The organism is Pseudomonas paralactis, from assembly GCF_001439735.1.
GTDB classification, from domain to species: Bacteria; Pseudomonadota; Gammaproteobacteria; order Pseudomonadales; family Pseudomonadaceae; genus Aquipseudomonas; species Aquipseudomonas paralactis.
The window spans coordinates 623,901-644,673 of the sequence record NZ_JYLN01000001.1; the positions used below are offsets into that span (position 1 = coordinate 623,901).

Below are 20,773 nucleotides of genomic sequence, written 5' to 3' on the forward strand. Positions count from 1 at the left end.
CGGAATGCCCGGGTGTTCTTATGCTCGGAGTTACCATGACGCTGTCCAGCGGGCTGATCGCCGCCGTTGCCCTGGCCTATATGGCCATTATGTTTGCAATCGCCTTTTACGGTGACCGCCGCCATGCGCCGCTGCCGCCACGGGTGCGTGCGTGGGTCTATAGCTTGTCGCTGGCGGTGTACTGCACCAGCTGGACGTTCTTCGGAGCGGTAGGCCAAGCCGCCGAGCAGCTGTGGGCGTTTTTACCGATCTACCTGGGCCCCGTGCTGTTACTGGTGTTGGCGCCCTGGGTGCTGCAGAAGATGATCCTGATCAGCAAGCAGGAAAACATCACCTCCATCGCTGACTTTATCGCCGCTCGCTATGGTAAATCCCAATCCCTGGCGGTGGTGGTGGCGTTGATCTGTCTGGTCGGCGTGCTGCCCTACATCGCCCTGCAACTCAAAGGTATTGTGCTGGGCGTAAACCTGTTGATCGGCGCCGGACCCGACACCACCGGCACCCGGGCTCAGGACACCGCCTTGATCGTGTCGCTGGTGCTGGCGCTGTTTACCATCGTGTTTGGTACGCGCAACCTCGATGCCACCGAACACCACCGGGGCATGGTGTTGGCGATTGCCTTTGAGTCCCTGGTCAAGCTGTTCGCATTTCTCGCGGTCGGTGCGTTTGTGACCTACGGCTTGTACGACGGTTTCGGCGATCTGTTCAGCCAGGCCATGCTCGCGCCGCGCTTGGAGGAATACTGGAAAGAAACCATCAACTGGCCCTCAATGGTGGTGCAGACCGGCGTCGCGATGATGGCGATCATCTGTCTGCCCCGGCAGTTTCATGTGACCGTCGTCGAGAACATTGACCCGCAGGACCTGCGCCTGGCCAAGTGGGTATTCCCGGCGTACTTGATCCTCGCCGCGCTGTTTGTAGTACCGATCGCCCTGGGCGGCAAAATGCTGTTGCCCGGTTCAGTGCTGCCCGACTCCTACGTGATCAGCCTGCCGATGGCCCAGGCCCATCCGGCCCTCGCCGTGCTGGCATTCATCGGCGGGGCGTCGGCAGCCACCGGCATGGTCATTGTGGCCAGCATCGCGCTGTCGACCATGGTCTCCAACGACATGCTGTTGCCCTGGTTGCTGCGCCGCTCCAGCGCCGAACGACCGTTCGAAGTGTTCCGCCACTGGATGCTCTCGGTACGCCGGGTGAGCATTGTGATCATTCTGCTGCTGGCGTATGTGAGCTACCGCCTGCTGGGCTCGACCGCCAGCCTGGCCACCATCGGTCAGATCGCTTTTGCCGCCGTGACCCAACTGGCCCCGGCGATGCTCGGCGCGCTCTACTGGAAGCAGGCCAACCGGCGCGGTGTATTTGCCGGTCTGGCCGCCGGTACTTTCCTGTGGTTCTACACCTTGGTCCTACCGGTGACGGCGAAAAGTCTTGGCTGGTCGCTCAGCCTCTTCCCCGGCCTGACCTGGATGCACTCCCACCCATTCGGACTGTCGGTGACGTCGCTGACCTTGGGCACCGTGTGCTCCCTGGCGGGTAACTTCACCCTCTTCGTGTGGGTGTCGATGCTGTCGCGTACGCGGGTTTCCGAACACTGGCAGGCAGGCCGTTTTATCGGCCAGGAAATCAGCCAGCGCGCCAGCGCACGGTCCATGTTGTCGGTGCAGATCAGCGACCTGCTGAGCCTGGCTGCACGCTTTGTCGGTGAAGAACGCGCCCAGCAGAGCTTTATCCGCTTCGCCTATCGCCAGGGCAAAGGTTTTAACCCCAACCAGAATGCCGACAACGATTGGATCGCCCATACCGAGCGTTTGTTGGCCGGCGTACTCGGCGCCTCCTCGACGCGGGCAGTGGTGAAAGCTGCGATCGAAGGGCGGGAAATGCAGCTGGAGGACGTCGTACGCATCGCCGACGAAGCCTCCGAGGTGCTGCAATTCAACCGCGCCCTGCTGCAAGGCGCTATCGAGAACATCACCCAGGGCATCAGCGTGGTGGACCAGTCGCTCAAGCTGGTGGCCTGGAACCGCCGCTACCTGGAGCTGTTTAACTACCCGGACGGTTTGATCAGCGTTGGCCGGCCGATTGCCGACATCATTCGCTACAACGCCGAGCGCGGTTTGTGCGGGCCGGGTGAAGCCGAGGTGCATGTGGCGCGACGCCTGCACTGGATGCGCCAGGGTCGCGCGCATACCTCCGAGCGCCTGTTCCCCAATGGCCGGGTAATCGAGTTGATCGGCAACCCGATGCCCGGTGGCGGTTTTGTCATGAGTTTCACCGATATCACCGCGTTCCGCGAAGCCGAACAAGCGTTGACCGAGGCCAACGAGGGCCTGGAGCAACGCGTGACCGAGCGCACCCATGAGCTGTCGCAGCTCAACGTGGCGCTGACCGACGCCAAAGGCGTGGCCGAATCCGCCAGTCAGTCGAAGACGCGGTTTTTGGCGGCAGTCAGTCATGACCTGATGCAACCGTTGAACGCGGCGCGGTTATTCTCCGCCGCCCTCTCCCACCAGCACGATGGCCTGTCCGACGAAGCACGGCAGTTGGTGCAGCATCTGGACAGCTCGTTGCGCTCGGCCGAAGACCTGATCAGCGACTTGCTGGATATATCGCGCCTGGAAAACGGCAAGATCAACCCACAACGCCAGCCCTTTGTACTCAGTGAGCTATTCGACACACTGGGCGCAGAATTCAAGGCGCTGGCCCATGAGCAAGGCTTGCGCTTTCGTTGGCGCGGCAGCCGTCTGCGGGTGGACAGCGACATCAAGTTGCTGCGGCGGATCTTGCAGAACTTTCTGACCAATGCCTTCCGTTATGCCGACGGTCCTGTGTTGCTGGGCGTACGTCGACGCGAAGGTGAACTGTGCCTGGAAGTATGGGATCGAGGCCCGGGCATTCCACCGGATAAGCAAAAGGTGATTTTCGAAGAGTTCAAGCGCCTGGACAGCCACCAGACCCGCGCCGAGAAGGGCCTGGGACTGGGCCTGGCGATTGCCGACGGCCTGTGCCGCGTGCTGGGCCATCGCCTGAGCGTGCGCTCCTGGCCGGGCAAGGGCAGCGTGTTTAGCGTGTGCGTGCCGCTGGCGCGCAACCAGGCAAGCCCTCAGCCAAAAGCCGCCGTAGAGAATGGCCTGCCCCTGAGCGGCGCGCGGGTGCTGTGCGTGGATAACGAGGAAAGCATCCTGATCGGTATGCGCAGCCTGCTGACGCGCTGGGGCTGCGAAGTCTGGACGGCCACCGACCAGGCCCAGTGCGCAGCGCTGCTGGCCGACGGTATGCGACCGCAACTGGCGCTGGTGGATTACCACCTGGACCATGGCGAAACCGGCACCGAACTGATGGGCTGGCTGCGGGCCCAATTGGCCGAGCCGATTCCCGGCGTGGTGATCAGTGCCGACGGGCGCCCGGAGATGGTGGCGCAGGTGCATGGGGCGGGGCTGGATTACCTGGCCAAGCCAGTGAAGCCGGCGGCGTTGCGGGCCCTATTGAGCAGGCATCTGCCTCTGTAGGAGCGAGCTTGCTCGCGAAAGACGTCAACGATAACGCGTGTTTCCTGAATAAACGCGGCGCCTATGGGTTTTTCGCGAGCAAGCTCGCTCCTACAAATCGGGAGCAAGCCCTCTCCCACATTTGGCCCCAAGTCTATTCGGGGAGATGCGCCACGCCATCCGAATCCGTCATTGCTCGCTCCAGCAAATCCGCTGGCAGGCTCTTGCTGGCTCGGGCGCCGAGCAATCTTAACTGCTCGGTACGGCTGACCAGATTCCCACGCCCATCCGTCAGTTTGTTGCGCGCCGCGCTGTAAGCCTTGTCCAACTGCTGCAGTCGGTTGCCCACTTCGTCCAGGTCCTGGATAAACAGCACGAACTTGTCGTACAGCCAACCTGCACGCTCGGCGATTTCCCGTGCATTCTGGCTCTGTCGCTCCTGCTTCCACAGGCTGTCGATCACCCGCAGGGTGGCGAGCAAGGTGGTAGGGCTGACAATCACGATATGCCGGTCGAAGGCTTCCTGGAACAAATTCGGTTCAGCCTGCAAGACCGCGGAAAAAGCGGCCTCGATCGGTACGAACAGCAGGACGAAATCCAGGCTGTGTAAACCTTCCAGGCGCTTGTAGTCCTTGCCGGCCAAGCCTTTGACGTGATTACGCAAGGACAGCACATGCTGCTTCAACGCCGCCTGGCCAATCACTTCGTCATCTGCCGCGACGTATTGTTGATAGGCGGTCAAGCTGACCTTGGAGTCGACCACCACCTGCTTGTCGCCCGGCAACATGATCAGCACGTCCGGCTGGAAGCGCTCGCCATCCGGGCCCTTGAGGCTGACCTGGGTCTGATATTCGCGGCCTTTTTCCAGGCCCGCGTGTTCCAGCACACGCTCAAGAATCAGTTCCCCCCAGTTACCTTGGGTTTTCTGGCCCTTGAGCGCACGGGTCAGGTTGGTGGCTTCGTCCGACAGGCGCAGGTTCAATTGCTGCAGGCGCTCAAGCTCCTTGGCCAGGGAGAACCGCTCACGGGCTTCGTTTTGATAGCTTTCTTCCACACGCTTCTCGAAGGACTGGATGCGCTCCTTGAGCGGATCGAGCAACTGGCCCAAGCGTTCCTGGCTGGTCTCGGCGAAGCGCTGTTCACGCTCGTCAAAAATTTTGCCGGCCAGCTCGGCGAACTGCGCACGCAGCTCATCCCGTGAGCCTTGCAGGTCGGTGAGGCGCTGCTGGTGGCTCTCCTGCTGCTCGCGCAGTTCCGCGCTCAGGGCTGCAGCCAAAGCGTCGAGACGGCGCAGTTCGGTTTCCTTGGCGCTGCGATCGAGGTTCCAGGCATGGGCGGCATCGCGGGCGTTATCGCGGTCGATCTGCAACAGTTCGACTTCGCGGCCCAGTGCCGCCAAGTCGGCTTGCTTGGCGGCATTGGCCTGGCTCAGGTCGCTGATTTCATCACGGCTGGCATCCAGTTGAGCGGCGAGCCCTTCCTGGGCCAGCTGCGCGTTTGCCAAGCGCTCTTCCAGCAGTTCCCAACCGGTGGTGCGCGCGTTCAAGCGTCGCTGAATCTGCCAGCACAGCGCCAATAAAGGTACGGCTGCGCCAACAAGCCCCAAGGCAATACTGGTCCAGTCAAAAACCATAGCCATTTCTGCCATCACCAAAAAAGATCAAGGGTAACCAAGCACAGGGCGCGAAGACAGCTCAGTCTTCGACCTGGCCCAGTTCACGCTGGGCGAGGCGATCGCCGGCGCGAGCGGCCGAGCGTAATAGATCATGGCCAATGCGCCGATCGCGGGCGTTCCCGCATTCACGACACATCAGCTGGCCAAGACGACTCTGCGCGGCTACCACCCCTTCCCGGGCAGGCTGTTTGAGCAAGCGTCCAGCGAAGTGCTTGACGTTGCTGCTCTGGCCCAGGCGCGGGCTGTCGAGCAGCCACAAGGCGACCTTCAAGGAAAAACGCTTGGGTGCGGTAACAGTTGGAGGAGTGTCGGTAACAGAAGGTGATACTGAGCGAAACTTCATAAAGCACTGTGGGACAGAACGGAAGGCGCGCCACTCTACTCTTTTTTTCGTACAGGTAAAGCTGAAAAAAACCTGCACGCCCGTTCTAGAGCAAGCGCTTGGGACAATCCACAGAAGCTGTGGATAACTCAGTGGACAACCCTCCTTGAACTCGCTCAAAGCCCCATGGAACGGGGCCCCCGCTCAAACTGACGATTTTTTCACCAATAAAAAAAAGCCAGATTTTTCATTGACTTAAATTTTGATTACAGGCAAATGGGCGTGCTTCGCGGTCAGCGACAGGAGGGTTACACCCGCCGCAACTAATGTGCACAAGTACCCATTCGAGAGTTATAACGTCAGCGTTTTTTGATTCAACACGCGTTAAACATGTTACTGCCACGACAAATCCAGGGGCTTTTCAAATCTGTCCCGGCTCGCCACACTGCGCCACCGACAACGCAACCCTGTAGGGCCGATGAAAGGAATTCTGCTGTTCGCCATGTTGCTGTTGGCCATCTGCGCGACATCGCTGGGAATCAATGCCGCACTCCCCTCCCCGGATGGCGCGCTGTTCGCCATCGCGATTTTGCTCTTTGCCGCTTTTACCGCTGCAAGCCTGTGCATCGAACTGGGTGACGGCAGGATCAATGATCTGCACGAGGTCATTAAACTGATCGAGACCGGCCAATCCTTGCGCCTTACCCTCGCCGCCTACGGACTGGGGTGCTCCCTGGCTGCCTCTGTGACCGTACTGGTCTATCGTGGATGGCTCGGCGGCTGATTAAATTTTTTATTACCCCCTTCCTTTCCCTGATTCAATCCGTTACTATCCGCGGCGTTAGTACCAAGCTGAAAGTCAATTCTGGTCGAAAAAGTCCCCTGAACCACACGGGATCGACCACCTCGATGGTTTCCAGGTATCGCTTGCGACGACACAGCCTTTGAACAAGCAAAGGGTGTCGCGAAGTTTAAATACTCTGACCGAACCAACCTGCAAATTGATCAGGATCTTCACCCCGGGCCCAGAACCTTTGCCCCTGTTGTGTTGCCTGCCCTCCTAAGTACCTACCTGCCAGCCCAAGCGCGCCTAATTTAATAGCGCTTCAAACTGGCTGCTTTGTTCCAGTCAGGTTCTTCGCTTGATCAATGGTGATCAGCGTTACTGGAACGTTTTAACGTTGCACGGTTCTTATCCGTGTCATTTGTAGGAACACCAATAATATGAACGCTCAAATCCACACTCAGGATGCCATTCGCACCCTCACTAACGCTTTTGCCCCAATGAACTGCCTGATCATGGCCGCTCGCAAAGGCTGCTTCAGCTTCACCCTGGTCAACGAACACGGCATCGCTCGTCACAGCGAACGCCTGTACCCCGATCAATACTCCAGCGCAGAACCGCTGCAGGCCGTGATCGAGCGTACCCGTCAGGCACTGACTGCCTGATCGACCACGTCGCTGAAATCAAAAACCCTGTCTAAAAAACAGGGTTTTTTATTGCCTTAAATTTGGCGCTGGCCTGCATTTACTAAGCACCGATAGATATAAACGTTATAACTGAATAAATAAGATGTTTTAAAAACAGTCCTTTACATCATGAATATGACACTACACTTCAACTCAAGCGGCATCGTCCGCTTGCGACGGGCCTGAGATCCGATTCACCGCTGCCAAGCCCTCCTTCTCAGGCTCGTCGACCTCATTTACGGACTGAGGCTTGTATGGGTATTGCCGCCAGCGAATTGTGTCGTTATGTGATCAGGCCGACCTTGACCTACCTCGGCTGCCATAACCCAACTGCCGAGTCCTTGTTATTGGGCATTGCCGCCAGCCAGTCAGAACTGGGCTCGGCGCTGCATGATCGGCGCGGCCATGGGCTCTATAGCATCACCGAGCCCCGTCACCGCGCCCTCTGGGACGAATACCTGGCGCTGGACCCGGACCGCGCAAGTCTGGTCCGCGGGCTGGCCAGTCAACATGCCTTTCTGAGTGCGCCCCAGTTGGAGCTGACGGTGAACCTGCGTTACGCCACGGCAATTGCCTGGTTGCTGGTAGAACAACATCGCTCGGCGCTGCCCGCCCCGGGTGACGTACTGGGCATGGCGCGTATCTGGAAAGAAATATTTCATCCTCAAGGTCGGCTGCGGGATTTTACCCAAGCCTGGCAAAGCTGCGCGCCCTCCATAAAACAGGCGATCTGCTGACCGGGCAAATTGCAAGATTCGGCAAAAATGCGGAAATCTGGTCGGATTGTCCTACAAAACCGCTCTATCTCCTGCATTACAGCCTATAGCGCAATCGCAAATTTATTGTTACTTTCCGCTGCGGTGATCACCTCGGAGTTCTAATAATGAAAAAAGTAATGCTCAAGACCACACTTAGCCTCGCCGTTGCCATGGCATCCTCCCAACTCTTCGCCAGCGGCTTTGCCCTGAACGAACAGAGCGTCAGCGGGATGGGTACTGGTTTTGCAGGTCGATCTTCTTCTGCCGATGATGCAAGCACTGTGTTCGGTAACCCTGCCGGTATGGCACGCCTGGAAGGTCAACAGATCACCGGCGGCGTTGCTGCCATTGATGCTTCTACCGATATCAGCAACACCGGGGGCAACTCTCGCGGCACCAACAAAGGTGACATGGTTCCTTTCACCGCCGTGCCATTTGGTTTTTATACCAACAAACTCAACGATCAGTGGGCCGTCGGCTTCGGTGTCTATGCTCCGTTCGGGCTGGTAACTGACTACGAAAAAGGCGCACAGGCCTCTGGCTTTGGCAGCAAGAGCGAAGTGAAGGTCATCACCTTCCAACCGACGGTCAGCTACGCGTTCAACGACCGCGTTTCCGTCGGTTTTGGCCCGACCTTCAACCGTATTGCCGGCGTACTGGAATCGGAGAAGACCCTGAACCCGGCGGTTTCCGATACCAATGTTAAAATCAAGGGCGACGATACCGCCTTGGGCTTCAATATCGGCGTATTGGTTCAGGCAACCGATACCACCCGCGTTGGCCTGACCTACCACTCCAAGGTCAAATACAAGCTGGAAGGACACACGACCGTCAGCGGCCCGGCCGCCACTCAGCCCTTCCTGCGTAACAACCGTTACGACGCTTCGCTGAAAATCGACACCCCAGAGTCCTACGATCTGTCGGTCACTCAGGATTTGACAGATGCCTGGAAACTCTACGGTGGTGCAACCTGGACGCGCTGGAGCCGTCTTAAAGAGATCACCGTCAACAACGACGGTGTAACAGCCGCAGGCGGCTTGCTCGCACCTAGTCAGCTCGGCACCATCACCGAAGAACAAAACTGGCATGACACCTGGGCCTACGCTGTAGGTACGTCGTATCAGTTGACCAAGCAGGTGGTGTTGCGCACCGGCCTGACCTTCGACCAGTCACCGACGAACAACACCAACCGTTCGCCACGCATTCCGACTGGTGACCGCACGATCTTCAGCGTGGGCCTGGGTTACAAAGTCATGGATAACATGACAATCGACTTGGCCTACTCGTACCTCAAAGAAGAAGATGTGAAGGTTAATCAAACCGCCGCTGCGCCTTCAACAGCCAGCTACCGGGCCAAATACGAAAACAGTGCCAACGGTTTCGGCCTGGGCATGACCTACACCTTCTAATTCAGACAGGTGTAAAAAAGCCCCGCTCTCCTGTAATGGAGGCGGGGCTTTTCATTGCTCGCGAATCAGGGTTTGGACGCTATGGCCTGCTCCACCGCCTCGATCAACTCCGGGCTATCCGGCTTGGTCAGGCTGGAAAAGCTGGCGACAACATTGCCCTGGCGGTCCACCACGTACTTGTAGAAGTTCCACTTCGGCGCCGCGTCGGCCTGCTCGGCCAGGACCTTAAACAGATGCACCGCATCCGGCCCCCTGACCTTCTGCGGCTCGGTCATGGTGAAAGTCACGCCATAATTAACGTAGCAGACCTTGGCGGTTTCTTCCCCGCTTTTGGCCTCCTGCTTGAAGTCATCGGAAGGCACACCAATCACTTCCAGGCCTTCGCCTTTATAGCGTTGGTATAAGCCTTCCAAACCTTTGAACTGCGGGGCAAAGCCGCAGAAGCTGGCCGTGTTGACGATCACCAAGGGCTTGCCGGCGAATTGCTGGCAAAGGTCAATGGATTCCTTGGCCCGCAGCTTGGGCAGTTGGCCCGCAAGCAGCGGCGGGCAACTGGCAGCCATCGCCATGCTGCCGATAGCCATCAGGACGGGTACAGCGAGCCAGCGCATCTGCATGTCAAAAGTCCTTGAGTCGGTTCAGACCCACAACTTAACAGATCGCCATGCCCAGTTGCATCAACGCCAGGCCGCCCCGCTGCCAGCCCCACCAGGCCAGCAGCAGCAACACCATCCCCACCGCCAACAGCATAAGACGCGCTGTCATGCTCATGCTGCCTCCATCTGCGCCTGAATACGTGCCACCGGCCGCTCACGCACCGGCCAATTCAGCGCGGCAGCGAGCAGGCTGAGCAAAATTGCCACTTGCCAGATCAAATCGTAGTTGCCGGTTCGATCATAAACCACCCCGCCCAGCCAACCACCGAGGAACGAGCCGAGCTGATGGAACAGGAACACAATCCCACCGAGCATTGAGAGGTTGCGTACACCAAACAACGTCGCGACGGTGCCGTTGGTCAGCGGCACGGTGGACAACCACAGAAACCCCATCGCCATGCCAAACAGATAGGCCGTAACTTCAGTGACTGGTGCCCACAGAAACAACACAATCACCACCGCCCGCAGCAGGTACAGGCCGGTCAGCAGGCGCGGCTTGGACATGCGCCCGCCCAGCCAGCCAGCGGTATAAGTGCCGAACACATTGAACAGACCGATCAAGGCCAGCACCGTAGTGCCCACAGTGGCCGGCAGGTGTTGGTCCACCAGGTATGCCGGTAAGTGCACACCGATAAACACCACTTGGAAACCGCACACAAAAAAACCGAAAGACAGTAGCCAGAACCCGGAGTGAGAGCAGGCTTCCTTGAGCGCTTCACGCAGGGTTTGCTGACCGACCGTGACCGGCAACGGTCGATCCTTGAGCATGGCAACCAGCGGCAGGATCAATGCCACCATCAAGCCTAACGCCAGCAGCGCTGCGGACCAGCCCAGCCAACCGATCAAGCCGAGGGTGCCGGGCACCATGGCGAACTGGCCGAAGGACCCGGCGGCGCTGGCAATGCCCATGGCCATGCTGCGTTTTTCCGGCGGTACCGCGCGACCGACCACACCGAGAATCACGGAAAACGAGGTGCCGGACAGGCCGATACCAATCAGCAAGCCTGCGCTCAGGGACAACGACCACGCAGAGTCGGACATGCCCATCAGCACCAGGCCCACGGCGTACAACACGCCGCCGATAAACACCGCTCTGGTTGCGCCGAAACGATCGGCCAAGGCGCCGGTAAACGGCTGCGCCAGGCCCCAGATCAAGTTCTGCAAGGCAATGGCGAAGGCGAAAGTCTCACGCCCCCAACCAAACTCACTGCTCATCGGCGCCAGGAACAGCCCAAAGCCATGCCGTACGCCCAAGGACAACGCCAGGATCAGCGCACTCCCCATAAGGATCCAGCCACTGGTGCGCCACATCGAGGTCATTTTTTATTCTCCGCTCGCGGGTATATACCCGCTTGTAGTCGAACAAACCGCCGTTCAGGCAAGTTCATCCAGCAAGGCCAACAAGGTTTCGCGCTTTTCGGCGCCGAGCTTATCAATCAGTTTCTGTTGCGCCGCCTCCCATGCCGGCAACGCAGCGGCCAATCGTTGCTGACCACTTTCAGTCAACAACACCAGGCGGTTACGCAGGTCATCCCCCTCGACCAATTGCACCAACCCCTCGCCTTCCAGAACACGCAGGTTGCGCCCCAGGGTGCTGCGATCCAGGCCCATGGCTTCGGCCAGACTGGAAATGCTCGGTTGGTCGAGGCGCTGCAGGTTACACAGCAAAGAATACTGGGCGACGTTGATCCCGAAGCCGTCGAGAGCGCCGTCGTAATGCCTGCTGACGCCACGGGCGGCACGTCGCAGGTTGGTGCATAAACATTGGGAGGCAAGCATAGAGCGTGTATATACCCGGAGTTAAGGAATTGCAAGAAATCGTTACAGCGCCAGCACGACCAGAACCGCGACTTCCAGCAGTTCCAACAGCGCGCCCGCCGTGTCGCCCGTGGTGCCGCCAAGGCGCTTGATCATCAAGTGACGCAGCCACACAAAACACAGCGCCGCCAGCAACACCGCGATGCCACCGTTAAAACCACCAATCAGGATGCAGGCCAATCCGCTGAGGATCAGCACCTGCTGACCGACAATCCGTGGCAAGTGGTCCGACAGTGCCTGGCCCAACCCGCCCGCCCGCACATAGCGCGTGGTCAGGAACAGCGCCAGCATCGAAGCCCGCCCGATCAAAGGCGCCAGGATCAGGGCAGCGCCATTGTGCTGTTCGATCAGGGCCACCAACGCGCTGAACTTGAGCAGTAGCACCAAGCCCAGGGTGACTACCGCAATCGGCCCGCTGCGCGGGTCTTTCATGATGCTGAGGGTGCGCTCGCGGTCACCAAAGCCACCTAACCAGGCGTCGGCGCTGTCCGCCAGGCCATCCAGGTGCAGACCACCGCTGAGCAGCACCCAGGCCGTCAACAACAGCGCGGCGTGCAGTAGCAAGGGCGCGCCCACCAAAACCTGGTTCAACCCCCACAGCAACAGGCCGAACAGCAGCCCCACCAGCGGATAAAACAGCAACGAGCGGCCCAGCTCCTGAGGCTGCGGCATACCCGGTAAGCGGATCGGCAGGCAGCTGAGAAATTGCAGGGCGATCCAGAACGGCAGCATCGTTACGCTCCTTCTTTCAGTACGCCATCGGCGCCAACCTGCAGGCTGAACAGCGCGCCGTGGCCGACCTCGACGTTCAGCAGTTGCTCGCGCGGCATCCCACGCGCCTGGGCCAACAGCAGGCGCATCACGCCGCCATGACTGATCAACAGCACACGCTGGCCAGCATAAGCCTGATGCAGGCGTGATACCGCGCCGAGCACCCGCCGGGAAAACTCAATGACGGGCTCGCCCTCTGGCGGCGTAAAGCCATAGGGATCAGCCCAGAACAGCCCCAGCCCTTCGGCATCGGTCTCCATCAGCGCAGCGGCGCTCTGGCCCTCCCAGGCGCCGAAGTGCAGTTCTTGCAACGCCGGCTCAAGGCTGACCGGCAGATCGAGCTGTGCGCCCAGCTCCCGGGCGAACAAGGCGCAGCGTTGCAGCGGTGAGCCGATCAGCCGATCCCACGGCCCTTGCCCCACCACCGCGGCACGCATCTGCGCCCAGCCCCTGGCGGTCAAGGCATCGTCCAGGCTGCCGCGCAGGCCGCCGCCCAGTTCGGTTTCGCCATGGCGCAGCAGGTCCAGGTGCAAGGTCATGCGGGGCGATCCGCCACAGCCGCTTCGGCGAAGGTTGCCATTTGCCCGTGCAACGCACAGGCTAACCGCAACAACGGCACCGCCAGCGCCGCGCCGCTGCCCTCGCCCAGGCGCAAGCCCAGTTCCAGCAGCGGTTCGGCATTGAGGCTCTGCAATACATGGCGATGGCCCGGCTCGGCGCCCCGATGCCCGAACACCAGCCATTCGCGGCACGCCGGGTTCAAGCGCACCGCCACCAGCGCGGCCACGCTGCAGATAAACCCGTCCACCAACACCACGATGCCTGCCTGGGCACAGGCCAGGTAAGCGCCAACCAACGCGGCAATTTCAAAACCACCGAGATTGAACAGCGTTTGCAACGCATCACCGCGTTGCCCGGTATGCAGCGCCAACGCGCGTTCGATGACCGCAACCTTGTGGCTCACGCCTGCAGCATTCAAACCTGTACCCGGGCCGGTCAGGTCGCTCACCTGGCAATCCAGCAAGGCACAGGCCAACGCGCTGGCCGCGGTGGTGTTGCCGATGCCCATCTCGCCGCCGATAAACACATGCGCACCACACTCCAGAGCGCGGTGCGCGCTGTCTCGGCCCGCGTGCAATGCCAGCAGCCCCTGAGCCTGGGTCATCGCCGGGCCATGGACGAAATTGGCGGTGCCCGCGCCGATGTTCAAATGACGCACACCGGGCAAGTCCAGCGAGGGCGTCACCGTGCCAAGATCAACCACTTCCAGTGGCGCATCCAGTTGCCGCGCCAACACGCTGATCGCCGCGCCGCCGCTGACGAAGTTTTGCAGCATCTGCCCGGTGACCGCCTGGGGAAACGCCGATACGCCCTCAGCCACCACACCGTGATCGCCGGCAAAAATCGCGATCCACAGTTGCTCCACCGACGGCTTGACCCGCCCCTGCAAACCCGCCAACTGCACCGCCAGCGCTTCCAGCCGGCCGAGGGAACCGGCAGGCTTGGTTAATTGCTGCTGACGCGCCAGCGCCTGTTCATGGGCCGCAGCATCAATGGCCTTGCAGGGGTTGAGCCACCAGGAGTCCGTCATAACGCAGTACCTTTCAAAGTCAGGGGCAGGCCGGCAACTGTCAACACGACACGCTGACACCGCTCGGCCAAGGCTTGATGCAACCAACCGGCTTCATCCACATAGCGGCGAGTCAATTCGCCCAGCGGCACGACACCCAGACCGGTCTCGTTGCTGACAAAAATGATTTCACCCGGCAGCGAGTCCAGGATTTGCAGCAGTTGATCACGCTCGAAGGCAAGACGCGCCGGGTCTTCGAGCATCAGAAGATTGGTGAGCCATAAGGTCAGGCAATCCACCAGCAGGCAGCGATCAGTGGCGGCGTTTTCGCGCAGCACGCGCGCCAGGTCAATGGGTTCTTCAACCAGCCCCCAGTGGTCGGGGCGACGCTGGCGATGCAAAGCGACGCGCTCGTTCATCTCACCGTCGAGGGGTTGGCTGGTGGCGATATAAGTAACCGGCAAACCGCTGTCGCAGGCGAGCTTTTCAGCCAGGCGACTCTTGCCCGAACGGGCACCACCCAAGATCAGTTGGAGCATGGAATTAGCCCTGTAAAAGTCAAAGGTGGAGCGCAAAACCAGACTGAACGCGGCGCTTTACGTAACCACGATGCGCAGCGAGCCGCTCTTGATTTTGCTTTTGATCTTAGGCGCCCCGTTAAACCACGCTGGCCGAACGCAGGCTTGAGGTGGGGCAAGAGCGTTTTGGTTACTTTTGCGCTTTTCAAAAGTGACCCGCTGTAAGAGCGGAACCATAAGTGGCCGTTACCGCAGCAATGGATATGTACACCCACAGGCCGCCATCGGGAGCAAGCCCCCTCCCACATTTGCATCGCGTACACACTGTTAAATCCCACATAGGTTGCGCAACAAATCGGTGTCCAAATGGTGTTCAACCAGATCCGCCAACCGCTCGATATCACGCTCGCGCAACCCGTGATAATCCACCTCTTGCACCTCCTGCAATCCGGCCCACCGCAGCAAGGCACTGCACGCCGCCGGTGTTTCGAACAGCCCGTGCAGGTAGGTGCCGAGAATCTGCCCGTCAGCACTCAGCGCGCCATCGCTGCGACCATCGTCCAGCAGCACGGCAGCGCTGAGCAGGGCATCGCCTGATGTCACACCCGCATGAATCTCATACCCACTCACTTCAGCATCTTCGAGCACCAGGCGTCCGCGCACATTGCGCAGCTGCTTCTCCTCCTCCAGCGTTGTAGTAAACGCCAGCAGCCCGAGGCCGACACTGGACCCGGCCACACCCTCCAGCCCAAGCGGGTCATGCACCTGCTCACCCAGCATCTGCAAGCCGCCGCAGATCCCCAGCACCTTGCCGCCATAACGCAGATGCCGCGCCACGGCGGTGTCCCAGCCATTGGCACGCAGATAGGCCAAGTCACTGCGCACGCTTTTCGAGCCCGGCAGGATGATCAGGTCAGCAGCCGGTATCGCCTGGCCCGGCCCGACAAACTGCAAATCCACCTGGGGGTGCAAGCGCAACGGGTCGAAATCGGTATGGTTGCTGATACGCGGCAACACCGGCACTACCACCTTGAGCACTTGGGCGGCCTTGTCGATCTGGCGCTGGTCGATGCCGTCTTCCGCCTCCAGGTGCAGGTCCATCACATAAGGCAACACGCCGACAACCGGCTTGCCGGTGCGCGCTTCCAGCCAATCCAGCCCAGGCTGCAACAGCGCGATATCACCGCGAAAACGGTTGATGATGAAGCCCTTGACCCGCGCCTGCTCGCTGGGCGACAGCAGTTCCAGAGTGCCGACCAGGTGGGCAAACACGCCGCCGCGATTGATATCGGCGATCAACAGCACCGGGCAATCCACCGCTTCGGCAAAGCCCATGTTGGCGATGTCATTGGCGCGCAGGTTGATCTCGGCCGGGGAGCCCGCGCCTTCGACCATCACCACTGGGTAGGCCTGGCTCAAACGTGCGTGGGAAGCCAACACCGCCTGCATCGCGATGGCTTTGTAGTCGTGATAGGCCACGGCGTTCATGCTGGTCACGGCACGGCCGTGGATGATCACTTGGGAACCGGTGTCGCTGTTGGGCTTGAGCAGCACCGGGTTCATATCGGTGTGGGGCGCGAGGTTGGCGGCCTGAGCCTGCACCGCCTGGGCGCGGCCGATCTCGCCGCCTTCGGCCGTCACCGCGCTGTTGAGCGCCATATTCTGCGGTTTGAACGGCACCACACCGACACCCTGGCGCACCAGCCAACGGCACAGCGCAGTCACCAGGGTACTTTTGCCGGCGTCGGACGTGGTGCCCTGCACCATCAGCGTACTCATGTGGCTTCCTTGTAAGCGACCAAGGCTTCGTCCAGCCGCAGCCAGTCGGCTTCGGCGTCGGGCAGGCCGAAACGCACGCTACTGTCGTGCACAAACAGGCGCAGCAGGATGCCGCGCTGAGCCATGAATTCGTGCAGGCGCCCGGCATGAGGGGTGATCAACCACTGGAACAATGCACAGCCGCCGTGGGGTTGAAAGCCTCTGCGTTCAAGCAGTTCGAACAAGCGCCGGCCCGCTTCGATGCACCGATCACGCTGGCGGGCGTGCCCATCCGTATCGCGCAGGCACACTTGGCCCAATACCCGCGTGGGCCCGCTGACTGCCCAGGGCCCGACCTGCTCGGCCAGCAACTTGAGCAACTTGCGTTCGGCCAGCACAAAGCCCAGGCGCACACCGGCCAGGCCGAAAAACTTGCCGAACGAGCGCAGTACGATCAAACCGACCTGATCGGTATGGCTCGCCAGGCTTGAATCAGGGGTCACGTCCATGAACGCTTCGTCCACCACCAGCCAGCCACCGCGCTGGACCAGCCGCGCGTGCCAGTCCAGCAAGCGTTGCGGGGGCAAACTAAGGCCCGTGGGGTTGTTGGGGTTGACCACCACCAGCACGTCGAGGCTGTCGAGATAGAAGTCGACCTCCTGCTCCTGCACTTCACGCACCACATAACCGGCGCGGCGCCAGGCTTCGGCGTGCTCGGCATAACAGGGCGAGAGCACGCCGACCTTGCCGGAACGGCGCAGGCGCGGCAGCAACTGGATCGCGGCCTGGGAGCCCGGCACCGGTAACAACTGGGCGGCGCCGTAATACTCACAGGCGGCCCTCTCCAGGCCGTCATCGGTTTCCGGCAGGCGGGCCCAGGCGCGCAGCGGGATCTCGGGAATCGGCCACGGCCAGGGCGCCAGGCCACTGGACAGATCCAGCCAATCCGCTTCGGCAATCCCGTATTCAATCGCGGCTTTTCGCAGCCGACCACCGTGCTCAAGCATAGATTTGCGCCCCCACGCACAAGATCAGCAGCCACAACCATACGCCGCGTTGCACCAGTTGCCAGCCACGGTCAATGGAATCGGCATCGGCCGGCGGGCCTTCACCCAACGGCGGGCGCTGATGCAGCTCGCCGTGATAAATCGCTGCACCGCCGAGTTCGACGCCCAACGCACCGGCACCGGCGGCCATCACCGGACCGGCGTTGGGACTGTCCCATGTCGGGCCCTGGGTACGCCAGCATTTGAGGGCCAGGCGGGTTTTGCCCAATAATGCGTAGGTCAAGGCCACCAAACGCGCAGGAATGTAGTTGAGCACATCGTCGATCTTTGCAGCCGCCCAGCCAAAACGCTCGAAGCGCTCGTTGCGATAGCCCCACATGGCGTCGAGGGTGTTGCTCAGGCGATAGAGCACCACGCCTGGCACGCCCGCCACCACAAACCAGAACAATGCGGCGAATACCGCATCGCTGCCGTTCTCCAGCACCGACTCGGTTGCGGCGCGGGCGACTTCAGTGCGGTCCAGTTCGCTGGTCTGGCGGCTGACCAGGTAACTCACACGTTGGCGTGCCTCATCCAGGTCATCGCTGCGCAGGGCCTGGGCCACCGGGGTCACATGTTCGCCCAGGCTGCGCATACCCAGGGCGCAGTACAACGCCAGGATCTCCAGGAGCCAGCCGATATAAGGCGCCCAGGATAAGGCGGTGGCGAGCAGGGTCAACGGCACCACGGCGATAAACCATGCCGTCACGCCATGGCTGCGCCAGCCGCGCCCACCGCTATTGAAACGCTGCTCGATGCGCCCGGCGAAGTTGCCGAACGCCACCAGCGGATGCCAGCGCCTGGGTTCACCCAGCAGCGCATCCAGCGCCACCGCAGCGACACACAGCAAGGCCACACTCATTGACTCACTCCCCACTTGTTTTCATACAGCATGTCACTTAGCGGCCGTGGCTCGGTCCAGCCTTCGATCTGCAACATCGGTGCCGGGTAGAACTCGGCCACAGGCCCCAGGCACAGTACGGCCAGGGGTTTCGCACCAGGGGGCAAACCCAGCAATTGGGCCAGCGCCCGGGGTTCAAACAGCGACACCCAGCCCATGCCCAAGCCTTCAACACGCGCCGCCAGCCACAGGTTCTGGATCGCGCAGGATAAGGACGCCATGTCCATTTCGGGCAAGGTGCGGCGCCCGAAGATGTGGCGCTCGCGATCATCCATCAGTGCGGCCACCAACACCTCGGCGCAGTCGTTGATGCCTTCGACCTTGAGCTTCATGAATTCATCGGAGCGCTCGCCCAGCGCCTCGGCGGTGCGCACGCGCTCTTCTTCCACCAACTCTTGAATCTGGCTGCGCAACGAGCGGTCGCTGATGCGCAGAAAACGCCACGGCTGCATCAGGCCGACGCTTGGCGCCTGGTGCGCGGCCTGGAGCAGGCGGTGCAGCAGCTCGGGGGCGACGTTGCCGCCGGTGAAGTGGCGCATATCGCGACGTTCGGCGATGGCGCGGTAGACAGCCTGGCGGTCGGCCTCGGGGAAGGCGTTGTCAGTCATGGCCGCATCGGGGGCAAGCCCCCTCTCACATTTGGAATGCATTCCCCTGTGGGAGCTGGCTTGCCTGCGATAGCGGTCTCAAGGTCTGGCGCGAACAACGCGGCCACCGCGCCAGGATTCGACGGAAAATAAAAGTGTACGTAGGAAGCGGTCAGCCGCCCTTGTCGGTAAACCGCTTCAGCCCCGCGCCCACCGTTAGGGCTCAGGCCACGGGCAATCGGCGCCAATGCGGTGCTGGTCAAGGAGTGGTGATAGGTGTGCCCGCGCAACGTGCCTTCCGGCAGTTCGACACTTTGCAAGGCCAGGGCCGCAAGTTTCTTTTGCATCACCGCTTCGCCTGGCAGCAAGCCAACCAGTTCGGCTCGGGCGCCCTCTACATCCATCAGCGAATCGAGCAGGTAGAGCATGCCGCCACATTCGGCGAGCAGAGGCTTGCCGGCGGCATGATGAGCACGGATGGCCTCCAGCATCGAGGTGTTTGCCGACAGGGCCTGATGGTGCAGCTCCGGATACCCGCCAGGCAGGTAAAGGCTGTCCGCCTGCGGCAGCTGGCGATCATGGATAGGCGAGAAGAATGTCAGCTCGGCGCCCATGGCCCGCAGCAAATCCAGGCTGGCGCCGTAGGTAAAGGCAAAGGCTTCGTCACGGGCGACAGCGATACGCACACCAGCCAGTAACGGTTCGGCCTTGATCACTTTGGGCGCGGCAAAGGTCACGGGCGGCGGCAGAGCCACTTCGCAACTGCTGCCCAGCGCCCGGGCGGCGGCATCCAGGCGCACATCCAGGTCATTGAGTTCACTGGCTTGCACCAGGCCCAGGTGGCGACTCGGAAGTTCGATGCCGGTCTCGCGGGATAACGCGCCGTACCAGCGCAAGCCTTCGGTGAGGCTGCCTTCGAGTAACTGCGCATGACGCAGGGTGCCGACCCGGTTGGCCAGCACCCCGGCAAACGGCAGGTCGGGCTGATAGCGCGCCAGGCCCAGGGCCAGGGCACCAAAGGTCTGAGCCATGGCAGTCCCGTCGATCACCCCCAGCACCGGTACGCCGAAGTGCCGCGCCAGGTCGGCGCTGGAGGGGGTGCCGTCGAACAGCCCCATCACGCCTTCGATCAGGATCAGGTCGGCCTCCCCCGCCGCTTCCCACAGCAGACGACGACTTTCCTGCTCGCCCACCATCCACATGTCCAATTGATACACCGGCGCACCGCTGGCGCGCTCGTGGATCATGGGGTCGAGAAAGTCCGGCCCGCATTTGAACACGCGCACCTTGCGCCCCAAATTGCGATGCAAACGGGCCAGCGCGGCGGTGACCGTGGTTTTGCCCTGGCCGGACGCCGGAGCGGCGATCAATACGGCCGGGCATTGGCGGGGCTGATTCAAAGTTCGACGCCCTTCTGTGCCTTGATACCGGCCTGGAACGCGTGCTTGAGCATGCCCATTTCGGTGACGGTGTCGCCCATTTCGATCAATTCAGGCTTGGCGCCCCGGCCAGTGACCACCACATGCTGCATCGGCGGGCGGGCTTGCAGGTCGCTGAGGACCTGATCCAGGTCGAGGTAGCCGTGCTTGAGGGCGATGTTCAGTTCGTCCAGCACCACCAGGCGAATGGACGCGTCATTGAGCATCGCCCGGGACACCGCCCAGGCCGCTTCGGCGGCGGCGATATCACGTTGGCGATCCTGGGTTTCCCAGGTGAAGCCTTCGCCCATGACGTGGAAGCGCACCTGCTCGGGGAAGCGCCGGAAGAACAGCTCTTCGCCCGTGCTGTTGCGGCCCTTGATGAACTGCACCACACCGCACTGCATGCCGTGGCCCATGGCGCGGGCCAACATGCCGAAAGCCGAGCTGCTCTTGCCTTTGCCGTTGCCGGTCAATACCAGCAATAAGCCGCACTCATTCGGCGAATTGGCGATGCGCTCGTCGATCACGGCTTTTTTGCGCAACATGCGCGCCAGGTGGCGTTCGTCGCGGTCGGGGGAATCGGTCATGGCAGCTCTCCGTTGGGGCTG

The 20,773-nt window shown here is 61.2% G+C and carries 20 protein-coding genes; 5 read left to right on the forward strand and 15 right to left on the reverse strand.

The genetic code is table 11. From position 1 onward, the window contains the following. The first annotated feature begins 35 nt into the window (after positions 1 to 35). Positions 36 to 3,506: a hybrid sensor histidine kinase/response regulator gene (locus TX23_RS02920; RefSeq protein ID WP_057700935.1), complete on the forward strand. Its 3,471-nt coding sequence runs from the start codon at positions 36 to 38 to the stop codon at positions 3,504 to 3,506. A 133-nt stretch (positions 3,507 to 3,639) separates the two neighbouring features. Here TX23_RS02920 and rmuC read toward each other — a convergent pair whose 3' ends face one another. Then, complete coding sequence (gene rmuC, locus TX23_RS02925) at positions 3,640 to 5,004, reverse strand: DNA recombination protein RmuC (protein ID WP_209445909.1); 1,365 nt, start codon at positions 5,002 to 5,004, stop codon at positions 3,640 to 3,642. 175 nt (positions 5,005 to 5,179) lie between these two features. Then, the gene (locus tag TX23_RS02930; RefSeq protein WP_057700936.1) at positions 5,180 to 5,503 is read right to left on the reverse strand and encodes an SEL1-like repeat protein; all 324 of its coding nucleotides are present in this window, start codon (positions 5,501 to 5,503) and stop codon (positions 5,180 to 5,182) included. Between the two features lie 457 nt (positions 5,504 to 5,960). On the opposite strand from TX23_RS02930, the gene TX23_RS02935 reads away from it, so the two are divergent. From TX23_RS02935 to TX23_RS02950, 4 genes are all read left to right on the forward strand, one after another. After that, a complete protein-coding gene (locus TX23_RS02935) occupies positions 5,961 to 6,266 on the forward strand; it encodes a hypothetical protein (RefSeq protein ID WP_057700937.1) in 306 nt (101 codons plus the stop codon). A 440-nt stretch (positions 6,267 to 6,706) separates the two neighbouring features. Continuing rightward, on the forward strand, positions 6,707 to 6,931 hold the full coding sequence (locus TX23_RS02940; RefSeq protein ID WP_005790139.1) for a hypothetical protein: 225 nt from the start codon (positions 6,707 to 6,709) through the stop codon (positions 6,929 to 6,931). Between the two features lie 275 nt (positions 6,932 to 7,206). Continuing rightward, positions 7,207 to 7,689 (forward strand): hypothetical protein, encoded by a 483-nt coding sequence (locus TX23_RS02945; protein ID WP_057700938.1) that lies wholly within the window; start codon positions 7,207 to 7,209, stop codon positions 7,687 to 7,689. Positions 7,690 to 7,835: 146 nt separating this feature from the next. Further along, positions 7,836 to 9,119, forward strand: coding sequence for an OmpP1/FadL family transporter (locus TX23_RS02950; protein ID WP_057700939.1), 1,284 nt, complete (start codon positions 7,836 to 7,838; stop codon positions 9,117 to 9,119). 65 nt (positions 9,120 to 9,184) lie between these two features. Here the strand turns inward: TX23_RS02950 and TX23_RS02955 are convergent, their stop codons facing one another. The 13 genes from TX23_RS02955 to cobO all read right to left on the reverse strand — a co-directional run bounded on the left by TX23_RS02955 (position 9,185) and on the right by cobO (position 20,752). Continuing rightward, positions 9,185 to 9,736, reverse strand: a complete 552-nt coding sequence (locus tag TX23_RS02955; RefSeq protein WP_057700940.1) for a glutathione peroxidase — start codon at positions 9,734 to 9,736, stop codon at positions 9,185 to 9,187. 150 nt (positions 9,737 to 9,886) lie between these two features. After that, positions 9,887 to 11,086 (reverse strand): MFS transporter, encoded by a 1,200-nt coding sequence (locus TX23_RS02960; RefSeq protein WP_167346918.1) that lies wholly within the window; start codon positions 11,084 to 11,086, stop codon positions 9,887 to 9,889. Between the two features lie 63 nt (positions 11,087 to 11,149). Further along, positions 11,150 to 11,554: a MarR family winged helix-turn-helix transcriptional regulator gene (locus tag TX23_RS02965; protein WP_005790150.1), complete on the reverse strand. Its 405-nt coding sequence runs from the start codon at positions 11,552 to 11,554 to the stop codon at positions 11,150 to 11,152. Positions 11,555 to 11,596: 42 nt separating this feature from the next. After that, positions 11,597 to 12,325 carry an adenosylcobinamide-GDP ribazoletransferase gene (locus TX23_RS02970; protein ID WP_057700942.1) on the reverse strand — a complete coding sequence of 243 codons (729 nt, stop codon included), beginning with the start codon at positions 12,323 to 12,325 and terminating at the stop codon, positions 11,597 to 11,599. A 2-nt stretch (positions 12,326 to 12,327) separates the two neighbouring features. Further along, positions 12,328 to 12,903, reverse strand: a complete 576-nt coding sequence (cobC, locus tag TX23_RS02975; protein WP_057700943.1) for an alpha-ribazole phosphatase family protein — start codon at positions 12,901 to 12,903, stop codon at positions 12,328 to 12,330. Next, complete coding sequence (cobT, locus tag TX23_RS02980) at positions 12,900 to 13,955, reverse strand: nicotinate-nucleotide--dimethylbenzimidazole phosphoribosyltransferase (RefSeq protein WP_057700944.1); 1,056 nt, start codon at positions 13,953 to 13,955, stop codon at positions 12,900 to 12,902. Before cobT ends, cobC begins: the two co-directional genes overlap by 4 nt. Further along, positions 13,952 to 14,473, reverse strand: a complete 522-nt coding sequence (cobU, locus tag TX23_RS02985; protein WP_057700945.1) for a bifunctional adenosylcobinamide kinase/adenosylcobinamide-phosphate guanylyltransferase — start codon at positions 14,471 to 14,473, stop codon at positions 13,952 to 13,954. Before cobU ends, cobT begins: the two co-directional genes overlap by 4 nt. A 306-nt stretch (positions 14,474 to 14,779) precedes the next feature. Further along, positions 14,780 to 16,231, reverse strand: a complete 1,452-nt coding sequence (locus TX23_RS02990; RefSeq protein WP_057700946.1) for a cobyric acid synthase — start codon at positions 16,229 to 16,231, stop codon at positions 14,780 to 14,782. Then, positions 16,228 to 17,217 carry a threonine-phosphate decarboxylase CobD gene (gene cobD / locus TX23_RS02995; RefSeq protein WP_057700947.1) on the reverse strand — a complete coding sequence of 330 codons (990 nt, stop codon included), beginning with the start codon at positions 17,215 to 17,217 and terminating at the stop codon, positions 16,228 to 16,230. Before cobD ends, TX23_RS02990 begins: the two co-directional genes overlap by 4 nt. Further along, positions 17,210 to 18,118, reverse strand: coding sequence for an adenosylcobinamide-phosphate synthase CbiB (gene cbiB, locus TX23_RS03000; protein WP_057700948.1), 909 nt, complete (start codon positions 18,116 to 18,118; stop codon positions 17,210 to 17,212). Before cbiB ends, cobD begins: the two co-directional genes overlap by 8 nt. Continuing rightward, positions 18,115 to 18,765 carry a 5,6-dimethylbenzimidazole synthase gene (gene bluB, locus TX23_RS03005; protein ID WP_057700949.1) on the reverse strand — a complete coding sequence of 217 codons (651 nt, stop codon included), beginning with the start codon at positions 18,763 to 18,765 and terminating at the stop codon, positions 18,115 to 18,117. Before bluB ends, cbiB begins: the two co-directional genes overlap by 4 nt. Continuing rightward, complete coding sequence (locus TX23_RS03010; RefSeq protein WP_057700950.1) at positions 18,762 to 20,144, reverse strand: cobyrinate a,c-diamide synthase; 1,383 nt, start codon at positions 20,142 to 20,144, stop codon at positions 18,762 to 18,764. The genes bluB and TX23_RS03010 overlap by 4 nt, the downstream gene beginning before the upstream one ends. Further along, positions 20,141 to 20,752 (reverse strand): cob(I)yrinic acid a,c-diamide adenosyltransferase, encoded by a 612-nt coding sequence (gene cobO, locus TX23_RS03015; RefSeq protein ID WP_057700951.1) that lies wholly within the window; start codon positions 20,750 to 20,752, stop codon positions 20,141 to 20,143. The genes TX23_RS03010 and cobO overlap by 4 nt, the downstream gene beginning before the upstream one ends. Positions 20,753 to 20,773: the final 21 nt, after the last annotated feature.